Origin of the sequence: Iningainema tapete BLCC-T55, assembly GCF_014698965.1 — a bacterium.
GTDB classification, from domain to species: domain Bacteria; phylum Cyanobacteriota; class Cyanobacteriia; order Cyanobacteriales; family Nostocaceae; genus Iningainema; species Iningainema tapete.
Map to the genome: position 1 here is coordinate 208,639 of NZ_JACXAE010000009.1, position 14,308 is coordinate 222,946.

12 protein-coding genes are annotated in these 14,308 nt (G+C 42.6%); 5 read left to right on the plus strand and 7 right to left on the minus strand.

The features are described 5' to 3' along the window. Positions 1–499 precede the first annotated feature (499 nt). Positions 500–1,843 (plus strand): vanadium-dependent haloperoxidase, encoded by a 1,344-nt coding sequence (locus tag ICL16_RS01840; protein WP_190825175.1) that lies wholly within the window; start codon positions 500–502, stop codon positions 1,841–1,843. Between the two features lie 293 nt (positions 1,844–2,136). Here the strand turns inward: ICL16_RS01840 and shc are convergent, their stop codons facing one another. After that, the gene (shc, locus tag ICL16_RS01845) at positions 2,137–4,047 is read right to left on the minus strand and encodes a squalene--hopene cyclase (protein ID WP_190825176.1); all 1,911 of its coding nucleotides are present in this window, start codon (positions 4,045–4,047) and stop codon (positions 2,137–2,139) included. A gap of 122 nt (positions 4,048–4,169) precedes the next feature. On the opposite strand from shc, the gene ICL16_RS01850 reads away from it, so the two are divergent. Next, positions 4,170–5,375, plus strand: coding sequence for a glycosyltransferase (locus ICL16_RS01850; protein WP_190825177.1), 1,206 nt, complete (start codon positions 4,170–4,172; stop codon positions 5,373–5,375). 385 nt (positions 5,376–5,760) lie between these two features. Then, positions 5,761–5,952 carry a hypothetical protein gene (locus ICL16_RS01855; protein WP_190825178.1) on the plus strand — a complete coding sequence of 64 codons (192 nt, stop codon included), beginning with the start codon at positions 5,761–5,763 and terminating at the stop codon, positions 5,950–5,952. A 64-nt stretch (positions 5,953–6,016) separates the two neighbouring features. Here the strand turns inward: ICL16_RS01855 and ICL16_RS01860 are convergent, their stop codons facing one another. Further along, the gene (locus tag ICL16_RS01860) at positions 6,017–6,205 is read right to left on the minus strand and encodes a hypothetical protein (protein WP_190825179.1); all 189 of its coding nucleotides are present in this window, start codon (positions 6,203–6,205) and stop codon (positions 6,017–6,019) included. Between the two features lie 3 nt (positions 6,206–6,208). Further along, positions 6,209–6,682: a type II toxin-antitoxin system VapC family toxin gene (locus ICL16_RS01865; protein WP_190825180.1), complete on the minus strand. Its 474-nt coding sequence runs from the start codon at positions 6,680–6,682 to the stop codon at positions 6,209–6,211. A 492-nt stretch (positions 6,683–7,174) separates the two neighbouring features. On the opposite strand from ICL16_RS01865, the gene ICL16_RS01870 reads away from it, so the two are divergent. Both ICL16_RS01870 and ICL16_RS01875 read left to right on the plus strand, forming a co-directional pair. After that, positions 7,175–7,432 carry a type II toxin-antitoxin system ParD family antitoxin gene (locus ICL16_RS01870; protein ID WP_190825181.1) on the plus strand — a complete coding sequence of 86 codons (258 nt, stop codon included), beginning with the start codon at positions 7,175–7,177 and terminating at the stop codon, positions 7,430–7,432. Then, positions 7,429–7,719 (plus strand): type II toxin-antitoxin system RelE/ParE family toxin, encoded by a 291-nt coding sequence (locus ICL16_RS01875; protein ID WP_190825182.1) that lies wholly within the window; start codon positions 7,429–7,431, stop codon positions 7,717–7,719. The genes ICL16_RS01870 and ICL16_RS01875 overlap by 4 nt, the downstream gene beginning before the upstream one ends. A gap of 42 nt (positions 7,720–7,761) precedes the next feature. Here ICL16_RS01875 and ICL16_RS01880 read toward each other — a convergent pair whose 3' ends face one another. From ICL16_RS01880 to ICL16_RS01895, 4 genes are all read right to left on the minus strand, one after another. Beyond that, positions 7,762–8,028, minus strand: coding sequence for a type II toxin-antitoxin system ParD family antitoxin (locus ICL16_RS01880; protein ID WP_190825243.1), 267 nt, complete (start codon positions 8,026–8,028; stop codon positions 7,762–7,764). Positions 8,029–8,133: 105 nt separating this feature from the next. After that, a complete protein-coding gene (locus ICL16_RS01885) occupies positions 8,134–13,215 on the minus strand; it encodes a tetratricopeptide repeat protein (protein ID WP_190825183.1) in 5,082 nt (1,693 codons plus the stop codon). Between the two features lie 430 nt (positions 13,216–13,645). Continuing rightward, positions 13,646–13,942, minus strand: coding sequence for a helix-turn-helix domain-containing protein (locus ICL16_RS01890; RefSeq protein ID WP_202895360.1), 297 nt, complete (start codon positions 13,940–13,942; stop codon positions 13,646–13,648). Between the two features lie 43 nt (positions 13,943–13,985). Then, the gene (locus ICL16_RS01895) at positions 13,986–14,291 is read right to left on the minus strand and encodes a BrnT family toxin (protein ID WP_190825184.1); all 306 of its coding nucleotides are present in this window, start codon (positions 14,289–14,291) and stop codon (positions 13,986–13,988) included. Positions 14,292–14,308: the final 17 nt, after the last annotated feature.

The window sequence follows — 14,308 nt, forward strand, 5'->3', positions numbered from 1 at the left end:
GGTTGGGTTTCCTGCGTCAACCCAACCTACCAGATCGGCGATCGCACTTAAGACTCAGGTCATTACATACAAATTAAACAGCAACTGCTAGCGGATAGATAATTCAGCCATCTTACCAGTAGCCTTACCCGCATCAATCAACCCCAGTATTGCCCAAGCTTTCTGCGATGCAGTACTAACTCCTTTTCCTTTCAACCCAACATCTGTGACGTCTTTAAATCAGCCATATTTTTCTGTATAGAAATAATATTACCCTTGGGGGTACTGTTGAAACTAGAAAATTTTTTCACAATAGCAATAGTAACGTAATGAATTACTAGATTCGAGCCAAGAATTTGTCAGAGTGATTAGGCAAATATAAGCTTAATCCCACTTGAGATAACTTTACCTAAAAGTCGATATAAAATTGACTTTTTTTGAAAAGTTATCAACTCATTCTAAGTGATGTCTTCAATGTTACACAGCTAATAAAGATTAAGTGGAAGGTAAAATTATCCCCATGTCTGATGCAGTTCTCCAATGGAATAGTATTGCTTTGCAGGTCGTAGCTAACGACCACACGCCTGATATTGTCAACCGTCCTGACCAAGGCGGACCCACCCGGACTTCCCGTGCCTTGGCGATCGTACATGCAGCCATCTTTGACGCAGTTAATTCAATTGATGGGTCTTTCACCCCATACCTAACAAGTATTCCTGGGGTTAGCACAGCCTCTATTGAAGCGGCGGTTGCTAAAGCAGCATTTAAGACTCTTGTTCACCTGTATCCCTCTCAAAAAGATTTCCTTAAAAAGGCACTGACTGAAGCGCTGGAAATAATTCCTGACGGAGAATCTAAGGAGCAAGGTCTTCAAGTAGGTAAAGAAATTGCCACCCAAATCCTTGCTGCTCGCAGCAACGACAACTCGGACTTAGACCAAAGTTATGTACCAGGACTTTTACCTGGTCTGCATCGAGAAGACCCACTCAACCCCGGTCAAGGGTTCTTGACACCTCGGTGGGGTGCTGTCACCCCCTTTACCTTGAACCGCAATGGCGGTCAAGGCACTCCGGCTTTTCGCGCTCCCGCTCCTCCAGCTTTAATCAGCGATGAGTACACGATCGCCTTTAATGAAGTTAAAGATAAAGGCGGCGACGGCAAGAAAACTTGCACTAGCCGTACACAGGAGGAGACAGAGATTGGTATTTTCTGGGCTTACGACGGTACACCGCGTCTAGGTCCCCCACCTCGTCTCTACAACCAGATTGCACAGCAAATTGCTAAAGACCAGAACAACAAGCTGGTTGAGAATGCTCGTCTGTTTGCACTCGTGAATCTTGCTATGGCAGATGCAGGAATACAGTGTTGGGACACCAAGTTTTTCTACAACATTTGGAGACCCATTTTAGGAATTCGTGAGGCTGACCCAGGAACAGGTCCTAGCGGTCAAGGAGATGGTAATCCTGCTACTATAGGCGATCCATGTTGGACACCTCTAGGTGCGCCAAACACGAATAGACCAGGTGGACGTAACTTCACGCCGAATTTCCCTGCATACACATCAGGGCATGCGACCTTTGGTGCTGCGTTATTTCAAACTCTTAAGCGCTTTTACTGCACCGATACAATTGCCTTTACTATTGTCTCAGACGAGTTCAACGGTCAGAACGTGGATGTTGATGGCACAGTACGACCACTAAAACCTCGATCTTTCAACAGCTTTAGTGAAGCATCTGAGGAAAACGGGCAGAGCCGAATCTACTTAGGAATTCACTGGCAATTTGACAAAGTAGAAGGGATACGGGCAGGTGAAGCCATTGCTGACTTCGTTTTCGACAACTTTTTGCAACCAACTAAGCATTAACCCAGTGCGTGGTTCCGGGAAAAAGTCGGCAATTAATTCCCACTGTTCCTTAGTCTAATTGCTAGGGTATACTTTAGTCATTAGCTCACTTGACTTATGCTGGTATCTACAAATTTCAGCATAAGCCAAGTAAGCTTTTATTGCATAACTGTCCCCCAATTTCATGTAAGAGATCGCCCCAAAGACGCAAAGTTTTAAAGCACAACTTTGCGTCTTTGCACGGGCAGACGCTTCAAGTCGGGAAACCCGCCCAACGCGCTGCCTCGCCTTTGCGACTTTGCGTGAGGCTCTTCCTACAAATCAACCATTACTCGATAGCGCCCAAGAGCCATTAGAGGAAAATACTGTTGATACATGTGATACTTGAGATAAAAATGACCAGGAAAACCAGTACCAGTGAACTCCGACTCATACCAACTCCCATCTTCTAGCTGAGTTTCTACCAAATAGTCAATCCCTCTGCGGATAGATAATTCAGCCATCTTACCAGTTGCCTTACCCGCATCAATCAAACCCAGTATTGCCCAAGCTGTTTGCGATGCAGTACTAACTCCTTTACCTTTCAACCCAGGATCGTTATAACTGCGGCAAGTCTCACCCCAACCGCCATCCGGGTTTTGACATCCCACTAACCAAGCCGCACCCCTTTCTATATGATTTCGGCATTTCTGTGGTGCAATTGAAGATAGGGCAGATAGAACCCCACTAGTACCATAAATGTAATTTACTCCCCAACGACCAAACCAGCAACCCTCAGTTTCTTGCTCGCGAATCAGATATGCAAGCGATCGCTCTAAATTTTGCGCATCTATCGCCAAGTTACAGCTACCCAACATTTCTAAAACCCTAGCAGTAACATCTGCCGTGTTAGGATCGATCATGGCTTTGAGGTCCCCATAAGGTATCAGGTTCAGCCAATCTTGATTATTATCTTTGTCAAACGCAGCCCATCCACCTGCCTGACACTGCATAGAAGCAACCCAGTTGACAGCACGAGCGATCGCTGCCTGTTTAAGTTTATCATTTTTGAGTTTCACCCCATCCAAAGCCATCACCACCACAGCAGTGTCGTCTACATCTGGATAAAAGCGATTGTCAAACTCAAACGCCCAAGCCCCTGGTTTACCTTGCCGATTCTTGACAGCCCAATCACCGTAGTCGAGAATTTGCTTGCTCAACAACCATTCTCCCGCTCTTACTACAGCAGGATGATCTGGTGCAAAACCAGAATCTACTAGCGCTCTCACTACCCATGCAGTATCCCACACAGGCGACACACAAGGCTGCACTGTGTATGTATCCTCAGTTTCAATCACAAAATTGTCAACTGCCTGTAGTCCTCGTTCTACAATCGGATCGGCAGCATCGTAACCCAAGCACCGTAAAGCTAGCAGCGAATTCAGCATTGCCGGAATAATACCGCCCCAATCGCCTGTTGCTTCTTGCCGCTCTATCACCCATCGTTCTGCAGCTTTGATGCCTTCTTCACGCAAAGGCATTAAATTCAAATCCTCTGCTAACTTGAACGCATTGTCAAGTAAAATAAATAAATCTGTCCAATCATTGTTACGCGGTAACTCAAACGCAACCTTATCTGCACCTTCAGCGTAAAGCTCGTTTAAGGTAATACCTGGATTCACTTGATAAACAGGTTTGCGGTCAAATACAATTAGTAGTGGGACAGTGCTTGACCTTGCCCAACTGGATAGTTCGTAGATATTAAAGAAAAACGTCGAAGGCAACAACATTACCCAAGGCGGCAGCGAGGGAAGACCGCGCCAGTTGTAGCAACCTATCAGCGCTAAGTGAAATTTTGTAAAAATTCGTGTTTTACTAATACCACCTCGTGCTATAATGAAATTCCTTGCTTTTAACATCGCCGGGTCGGTAGCTGGCACACCTAGCAGCTTCAGCGCCATGTATGCTTCAACAGAAGTACTGAGTTCTCCGCCATCGCCGTAGAAAAGTTCCCAGCCTCCATGTTCTCGTTGTTGAGAACGCAGATATGTTTCTACTTTGTGCAAAGGTCGAGATTTGTCTGTTACCCAAATTTTATGCAGGAGGACAACCTCGGCGGTAATGGTAACGTTAGATTCTAACTCTGCCCACCAGTAGCCTGATGGATTTTGAAGAGAAAGAAGATAGTTTTGACTGGCGGCGATCGCCGTGGCAATTGATGCTGTAGCCCTGTCTTGAATTTGCATAAATCACTACTCAACCACAATAATAGTTTGGACACGGCAAGAAATTCGGAGAGTATCATCTCACACAACAGCGGTAATTGTATTGTGCTATGTGACACTTAGTGAAAATGGGCAATAGGAACATGAGTGAAATTGAAATAGGTATGATTTTATCCTTGACAATTTGGGTAGGATTACTACTTTTTTGGGGAAGGTTTTGGCTTGCCGATCAACAGTTAGAAGAGACGGAAACAAAGTTAGAAGAGTTTCCGGCAGTTTGTGCAGTAATACCAGCACGCAACGAAGCTGATTTGCTGCCAATCACCATGCGATCGCTCCTACTTCAAGACTATCCCGGCAGCTTCAGTGTATTATTAGTAGATGACCACAGCACAGATGGAACAGCCCAAGTAGCACTAAACACTGCCCAAACCTTAAAAAAAGACCAACAATTACACATCCTTACGGCACAACCATTACCATCAGGTTGGACAGGTAAACTCTGGGCAATTAATCAAGGTATTCACGCTGTAGAGACGCGGCATGTGGAGACGCGACATGTGGAGACGCGACATGTCGCGTCTCTACAACAAACACCAGAATATTTTTTGCTAACCGACGCAGATATTGAACACGACGTTGGTAATCTGCGCCGATTAGTTGCCAAAGCTGTACAGGATGATCTAGATCTTGTTTCTGTAATGGTGAGACTTAGGTGTGAAAGCTTCTGGGAAAAACTTTTAATTCCAGCTTTCGTCTTCTTCTTCCAAAAACTGTACCCTTTTCCCTGGGTAAATAACCCAAATAACAAAACTGCCGCAGCCGCAGGAGGTTGTATACTAATTCGTAGAGAAGCTTTAACTCGGATTGGTGGTATTCAAGTTGTTCGACAAGCATTAATTGACGATTGCGCTCTTGCTGAAGCAGTGAAGAAAAGTAAAGGGCGTATTTGGTTAGGATTGAGTTCTTTAACTCGCAGTTTACGTCCTTATCCTTCTTTGGGTACAATTTGGGATATGGTTGCTCGTACAGCTTATACTCAACTCAATTATTCTCCCTTACTGCTACTGGGAACTTTGTTTGGGATGACATTGATTTATCTAGTTCCACCAGTGGGTGCGATCGCTGGTAGTTTAACAGGAAATTGGTTAGTTGCGGCAACGGGTTTATCAGCATGGCTGTTGATGACGTTGGCTTATTTTCCCACCATCCGCTTTTATAAATGTTCTCCTTTGTGGGCTTTTTGTTTACCTGCGATCGCTCTTTTGTATACTTTGATGACATTAGATTCAGCACTGCGTCATTGGCAAGGGCGAGGCGGTGCTTGGAAAGGACGAGTTTATTCATGAAAAGCTCATGCTCTACGCCGAGACGCCAAAGCATGTCATTCCAATACGCCCGCACCCTATTCGTGTGGGGCTAGTGAAACGAAGCCTGCCTGCGCAGGCTAGGAATTTAAAGCCTGCGGATCACATGCTCCAAGTTTTTTTGCGCCTGGGCGTAGAGCGTGAGGCTAAAAATAATATCAAGTTCGATTAAACACTTATAATACCTGTAGGTTGGGTTGAACGTAGTGAAACCCAACACCAGCTCACAGTTCATGTTGGGTTTCGTTCCTCAACCCAACCTACATTGATAAATTTTATTATAAGTAATCACCCGAACTTGATATAATTCATCTGCAAATTTCAGTAATGCCTCAATATACAAAATTAGTGATGGAATGTGAGTTGGATGGATGACAAAAACGTCTTTGTTCCTCATACTGAAGAGGAGTATGAGCCCTTGGTTGAGATGCTCGATCGCCTGATCGATCAAGTAGGCGAAGACGAGAGTCATCCGCTTGCATATCTAATGGAAGTTATTGGTGTCTTAATCGAAAACTATGAAAATGAACACATTCCTCAGCTAGAGGAGATTGTTTAATTTTACAAACAAAGGGCGATCGCTACCCAGAAGGCGGCGGCGCGTAACCTTTGCATCTCCACAACTATTTCTGCTCCGTCTGCTGCACCGCTTTGAAAGCTTGCTTTGTAGAAGTTAATGTCACAAACTGCCTGCCACTTTGTTCCTGCCTTTTCCGCCAATCTGCACAGATTGCCCTGACATCGTAATTGAATGCTTTCGCGTGTTCCTCACGAATTCGATGAAGTTCCTCTACAATTTCGTCTTCCCACATAATTCACTCTCCCATGAGTTCGTAAGGTGTACAGATAATCGGCAAAGTATATCCAAAATCTGAGCAAATTTCCAACAGCTTCTTTTGAATCTGAGCGTTGGCAATATGTTTACAGTTCCACGTTAACAGATAATCGAGACTGTTGACGGTCGCCAGTGCAATATGAATGGCGTCATCAGAGGCTTTGGCTGGGAGATTACTTTTAGTTATAAACTGGGCGGCTAAGTTTTCCACCGCCTCAGTCACTTCGAGCAGTGGAAACCCCCGAACTGCCAAAAGACGTTGAGCCGCTATTTCTGCATCGCCTTGAGATGCTTCATCTAGAACGACTTGTGAGATGTAAAGAGTAAAGACGTTTCGACGGAATTCCCACCAATCTCTTGTCATCTCAATATTTCCAGCGATAATTAGATTTTTGGTTGATCGGGCAGTAAGATAACCAAGAATACTGGTTTCGATATAGACAGTTTCACTCATGCTCAAAACGCTGTGGACTGTCCTAATGTTAGCAACTGCCAATTCTTCTAATCGGGCTGATGTAATTGCTTTTTGATGACTTTAGATTTAGCACTGCGTCACTGGCAAGGGCGAGGCGGCGCTTGCCAGTGACAAGTTTATTCTGGTTAAGATGAAAATCTCTGACAGAAAAGCCTACGGTGAGGAAAGGTAACAAAGAATGAACCAAAAGACTATTACCGCGAAAATGCACAAGGATGGAACGGTGGTTGAGGTATTGCCTGACGGTAACGAAAGACCCTTTCCGGAACAACCTATGGGTCTTATGACATAGGAGCAAGGACGCAGTGAACCAGACCAAACTGCGCAAGCATACCTCAAGGTTATTGCAGCCAATCCTGACGCTATCTATCAGGCATTGCAATGCAGCCCTCATTGAAAGCGACTCGAGATTGTTATCATATAATATTATATAAAAAGTGTTCATAGCATATTTTTTTCAAGAGGCATTTTATGAACGTACACTTAGGAGAAACATTTGATAATTTTGTCGAGGAGATGCTTTCCAGTGGCGAATATCAGTCTCAAAGTGAAGTGATTCGTGCAGGATTGCAACTGCTCAAAGAAAAAGAGGATTTGCGTAAGTTGAGACTTCTTGAACTGCGTCGGGAAATTCAGCTTGGTTTAGATAGTGGTTCATCAGAACCGCTCAATATTGAAGAAATTATTCAAGAAGCGAAAAAAGAGCGGTTCGGAAAACTCACAGCATGAGTAGAGTCATTAGAACACCCCAAGCGAAAAACGATCTTAAGGAAATCTGGAATTATATTGCAGATTACAGTGAAGAACGTGCTAACTCTTCTTTAAGAATGTTAGATGACACAATGCAAAAACTGGCTCAATTCCCGTTGATGGGGAAAGAACGTGCTGAAATTCTTGAGGAACTACGGAGTTTTGCTGTAAATAATTACGTTATATTTTATCGCCCTCAAGATAATGGGATCGAAGTTATTCGAGTCCTGCACGGGGCAAGGGATATTGAAAGTCTTTTTGGGTAAAACTTTCTCTCAGTTTTTAGTAAATCAGAAGGCAGAAGTACGTTATACGGTTTTTTGCATCAATTGGTGCGCCTTGTTGCGGATGCGCTCCCGTGCGCCCTCTGCAGGTAAGCCTTGCCCATTGTCAAGCTCGGAAAGACCAAGGGCAATCTGCTCATTGAGCCACAATTTATATTCCTGTGAATGGTCGTTAAAGCGTTTCAGGAGGCGCAAGCCTTCCCGAATCACTTCGCTTTGCGAATGGTATAAGCCAGATTCAAGTTGGCTTTGAACAAACGCTTCCAATTCCGGCGTTAATGAGACATTCATATACTTGTTAACTATAACTGGAATAGACATCATGATATAGCAATCCTAAATCATTCGTAAACAATAAGATCCCCGACTTCTTTAAGAAGTCGGGGATCTTAGCCATTACAGCCCGTTACCAATTAAGATAAATGGTGCCCAATAGTAGGGATGTGCATGAGTTATTGTTGAGGGTTGATTGTTACTGGGTTTTCCTGTTATGCTCTCAGGAATAATGCCGCCACGTTTAATCTCTTCAAGTGTAACTTCTTTACTATAAAGTAGGGAGAGTTGAGCCATTCGCAGTGCTTGGGCTTTAGTTATTGGCTGTTTGCTGGTTGCGGTGTACTTGTAAAAATTTTGCATTGTTTTAGCAGTCGTTTTATCAGCAACTTGCCATAAGGAAGCAATGACAGATTTAGTTCCATTTTTCAAGAAATGGTAAGCGAAAGCATTAATTTCTACACCGTCTTGTTCATTTGAACCAGCCAGGGCAGTTTGACAGGCAGATAAAACGACGAGATGGATGTTTTTTAGTTCTACCAAAGTGTAGATTAATTCTGGTGTCAATAGTTCTTTATTTCCCAAAAGAATGTAAGATTTTTGTGGACTTTTCGGGTCAAATAAACCGTGGGTGGCTAAGTGCAAAATATTGTGTCCTTTAAGATGGTTTTGCAAGCTCGTTAAGTTGAAATCACTGTTTAAAAACTTCTGCCCTCGGTAAATTCCTTGTTTATCTTCAGGACGGCTTTGCACGATGAAATCTAGTTCTAATGGTACATTTGGTAAAGCACCAAAAGCAGGTATGCTCCCTCTTTGGTTAACAGCATCTGAAAGTCCCATTGCTAAAACCTGGCTGTTTTGGTTTCCTAATGGTGGATTAGGTTTGTCTACATCCGTTAACTCTGCTGATGGTGCGAGGTAGATTGTGTATTTTTCAATCAAATACTGATTCCCATCAAATAAAGCGGTCATGGGAATATAACGTGTTACCCTATCAAGTGAAAAGACCAAATGTTTAACTGGGTTTGCTTTTAATTCTGGTTCTATAGGTTTGATTAGTAAATTGTAGAGTTTTTGACTGGCTGCTTGCACTTTGGGTATTTCTTCACCACTACAATAAGCCACTTTTTCGCAACGTTCCATTAAATTACGAAATTCTTTGACTGCGCTCCCTAATTCTGCACGTCCAACAGGGACTTTAAATGTTTTGACAACTCGTTCTTTTCCATACAATTGTATAGTTAATTCTTTTTCACCTACCAAAGGATAAATCATGACAGTATCAGGTTGTGCAGCGATAATTTTTTCTATTTTTCCAAAATTTGTGGGATCAAAGAAAATATCATCTTTTTGACGATTATCGCGGATTTCTTTGTCAAGTTCTTTCAACTGTTCCATATACTGCTTAATCAATTCACTCCGCTTATTAATAAGTTGAGTACATTGCGTATTTTTTGTTTGACACTCGCTAATTTGATTTCCTAAAGCAATTAAGGAATCATTTAAGGCTGGAACTTTTTTTTCAGTAGGTGTGAGTGGTATTTTGGCTTTTTCATCTTTACCGGGTTTAGAAGTGACAAAATCTTTAATTTCCTGCCTTCTTAATAGCTCTTGTACATAGAAGGCTTCTTTGTCTCTTCCTTGAGATATCAACAATTCTGCCAGTTGACGATAAATATCAGAAGTGTTGAATTTCTCAAAATCAACTGTTGCTTCTAAGAAAGATTTTTGTAATTGTGGCGGTAACCCTTCAATATTACGTCTAACTTCTTCGATTTTGTTGATAGATTGTTTGTAGTAATTAATGGCGATATTTGGCTGATTTAAATCGCGATAAACACGACCTAATCCAGCATAAATACTTGCATCAGCACCAGGGACTTGAGCGTCAATTTTAATTGCTAAGGCTTGTTGATAGGTAGCGATCGCCTGTTCCTTTCTGCCGAAGTAGCGATGCAAACTTCCTAACACAGTCAGTGCAGTTTTTTCAAACACTGGATTTTGAACTTGACGAGCAAATTTCAAAAACCCTTGGGCATTATCCACAGCTTGTTTGTCATTGCCCAATTCTCCATAACCCAAACTAAGAATTAACTGCGCTAAAGCTTCTAGTTCTGATTGTTTAATTTCTCGTGCAACAATTAATCCTTTTTGCGCCAGTTCAATAGTTTTTTGGGGATTTCCTTGCGAAAAGTAAGCTCTGGCTAGAGGAATTGAAGCAATACTTTCACCATAGCGGTTGTTAAGTTTCCGGGCAATTTCTACTGACTGCTGATAAAATTCGATGCTTTTGGTGTAATCTCCCAGACTAGAGTAAATCTCACCAAGAGTCAATGTAGGAAGTAGTTGCAAAGGAGGACTTTGCAGTTCTTTGGCTATATTTAAACTTTTTTGCGTCAACTCCAGAGCTTTTTGATAATCCTTTTGTGAACTATAAATCCCGCCCAGCCTATTTAAAGCTTTTGATTCCAAAGCTGGATTTTTCAGTTGTTGTCCAATCAGCAAACCTTGCTCAACTAATTCCTTGCCTTTTTGATAATTGCCAATTTTACTGTAAGCATCACCCAACTCAATTAGCAAATTGGCTTCCAAATCGCGTTGTTTCGTTTTGCGGGCATAGACTAAAACTGGTTCGGCAACTTCAATTACCTTGTTTGTTTCCCCTAGTGCAGCGTAGGCGGAGCTTAATCCTGATGCAGCTGCTGCCTCTTTCAGGAAATTTTTAGACTTACGGGCAATAGCTAAACTAGCTTGTGCGGCATTAATTGCTTGCTGCCATTCTCCTTGAAGATTGTATACCTGAACGAGATAGTTCAAAGCTAGGGCTTCATCATTGGGATTTTTTTGCTGTCGTGCAAAGGTAATGGCTTGATTTGCAAAATCTAGAGCTTTTTGGGAGTCTCCTAAATTAGTGTAAGCGGAAGCCAGACCAAGCAAAGCACTTATTTCATAGTTTTGTAACTTAGCTTGTCGTACAACTGTTAGCCGAGCTTGGGCAAATTCTAGGGCTTTTGGATAATTACCTTTGTTGCCGTAGATATCGCTCAAGCTATCCAAAGCACTTTGCTCGAGTTCAGGGTTTTCTAATCGCTTGGCAATTGCCAATACTTGAGAAGCTAACTGCAAAGCTACATCATGATTTCCCTGTTCGGTGTAAGCGCTGCTCAAGTTTTCCAATGCCTTTGCTTCTAACTTGGGTTCTTTGATTTGCCGTGCAATAGTTAAGGCTTGCTGACTCACTTCTATAGCTTTCGGGAGGTTATTTAAATGTAGATTGTAATGCTGAGCCAAATGTAGCAGCGCTTCAGCTTCTAATTTAGGTTTGCGAAGGGTTTGTGCTTGCTTGAGAGCTTGTTGGGCAAAATTAGTAGCTTTGTCATATTCGCCAAGATTACTGTAACTTAAACTCATACCAAATAGGGCATGAAAGTTTGCTTTTAAGGCATTATCTTGTAAAATTAGCGCTAATTTGGCAACTTCAACTTGTTGCAAGGCGGCTAAAGCTTTCTGGTATATTTCGATTGCTTTTTCATGTTCCCCAATTGAATCATATGTGCCACCTAGAGGATTTAAAATAATTGCCTCGCTCAATTTATTATTTTGCGCTTGCACAATTTCTAATCGTCGCTGGTTGATTTCAACAACTTTGCGCAGATCTCCCTGTTCAGTGTAAATATAAGCAAGATAGGTTAGCGCTGTGTCTTCAATCTCTAAATCCTTGATACCTCGCCCAATGCTCACTGCTTTTTGTAACAATTCAATAGCTTTTTGATTCTCCTTCAAAACACTGTAGGCGTATCCCAGGTTAATTAAAGCAGTTGCTTCTGATTGTGGTTGTTGAAGTTTTCTCGCAAGAGTTAATGCTTCCTGCGCCACCTCCATCAAGTGAGAAGACTCTGCTTTTGCTTGAGAATACAGCCCTCTGCTGATAAAACCTGAGGTTTTACTGACATAACGTTGACTTAGGATTGTCAAACTTTCTAGTTGCGCTGGTTCATCCTTAATTTGTCGGCGAATAGCTAATGCTTGTTGGGAAAATTCAATTGCACGGTCTTGATTTCCCTGTAGCGAGTAAGCGTTTGCTATACCATTGAGAATAACAGCTTCCTGTGATTTATTATTGGGAATTGCTCGCGCCATTGGCAGTGCTTTTTGAAAAAACGAGAGTGCTTTCTCATCTTTTTGTAGCATATTATACATAGTTCCCAAGTAAAAGAGAATTCTAACTTCTTGTGGCTGATTATTGGGAATGGCTTGTGCTATAACCAATGCTTTTTGCCAAGATTCAATCGCTTGCTCATATTGCTTTTGCTTAAAGTAAGTAAATCCTATTGAGTCGAGAGCGTCTGCTTCTCGCGATTGATTTTTCATCTCTCGTGCGATCGCTACTACTTGCTGATAAAACTCCCTAGAGCGGGTATAATCTTGTTTAGTATAATAAAGCGATGCCAGACGTGTAAGAGAGCGCCATTCCCCATCTTTATTTCCTAATTCTCTGTTGAATGCTAAGGCTTGCTGATACAATTCCAACGCCCGGTTAACATTACCCGAATTCTCGTAAAATAGCCCAATTCTAATTAACGTGTATCCTTCTCGAAATCTATCTTTTACTTCTCTATGAATTGCCAAAGCTGACTGCAAAGTTTCCAAAGCCTTGGGATACTGCTTTTGCCAAGTGTAAGTCAAACCAATGTTACTTAGTGTTTTCCCTTCACCTTCTCTATCCTTGACTTCCCGACGAATTGTTAAGGCTTGTTGAAAAAACTCCAACGCTTTGGAATATTCGCCTTGCAAGCTGTAACTGGTGCCAATATTATCCAACGTTTCGCCAATTCCTGCTCGTCCAAGTTGCTGACGAATCAACAAAGCTTGTTGCAAAATCGGTAGCCCTTGGCTGGGTTGAATTAAACTGTTGTAAATTTCGCCCATGTTATTGAGAGTCGCCGCTTCTCCTGATTTGTCTTGCAGTTTTCGGCGCATCTCCAACACTTGTTGATAGGTTTGCAGCGCTTGCGTGTAGTAACCGCGACGATACTGCTGCACTCCTTGTTGAAACAGCTTATCTGCTTCCACTTGAGCAACATCGCTTCTTGGAGTTTGTACAATTTGTGCGATCGCACTCAAGCCTATTTTAGATCTAAACGGAACTGCAATTAACAAAAGTAGCGAAGATGCAAGCACGACACCAGACTTCAACCGATTCATACTTAGAATTCCTTGGAGTACAGTTCATCCTGAAATGGGATGTAGTAAATATTACCATTCACTATATTTCTGAAGGAATGTAAGTTATGCAACTTTTACCATTAACTATAGAAACTTGGTAGTGGTAAATATGTAGTGATAACTGGACTACACAGGTAAAGAAGCATTATAGTGGTGGATGAAATCTAAAAAAATGCCCATTGGTAGTGGTGCTGTTGAAAGTTTAATTCGTCAAGTCGTTAATTTACGTTTAAAAGCGATCGCCTAAATTTTTACCATCCAATTTTTTCGCGTTGCTCCCAGCTAACCTGACTTTTTACCTGGGGCATGAAGTGCAGGAAAATCAGCCTACCCTTTTAGAGGTGCTTAACAAGCTTTTGTAATAAGGGCTGCTCAATTTATAAGTCCTCCTGCATGACCTGTGTAACCCTCAATGAGGGCTGAATTGCAATGCCTGATAAATAGCTTCAGGATTAGCAGCAATAGCCTTGAGGTAAGCCTTTGCGGTCTGGTCTGGTTCACTGCGTCCTTGCTCCCAGTCCCGCAACGTGCCAAGGGGAATATGGTAACGCGCTGCAAATTCCTCCTGCGTCAATTTCAATGCGCGGCGCATGGTTTTAACACGGGGAACACGTCTGGCATTGCGTAATTCAGCTTCTGTCATCGGGCGAGCATCAGGGTCACTAAGAGCCGCCGCATGAATTTCTTCTTCGGTCATGGGACGCATCGGCTGTTCTGGAAACGGTTGCTCGCTGCCGTCAGGCAATACCTCAACCACCGTCCCATCCTTGCGCATTCTCGCGGTAATAGTCATTTCGTTCATGCTTTTCTGCCTTTCTGGCTGATATTAACCGAATTCGCTCTCCGCGTTCGGTATAGGTTACATGCAGCAGTACCCCGTCACACATCCCAATCAGGTTGATACGCTCCTCTCCATAATTTTCACGCTCATCAAAGCGTTCTAGGGCAAAGGGGTCGTCAAACGCTCTGATTGCTTGAGGAAAGCTGACACCATGCTTTCGCCAATTGGCAATTGCCTTGTCATTATCCCATTCAAACTTATCTGCATCATTCATAATGTACGGGATACCAG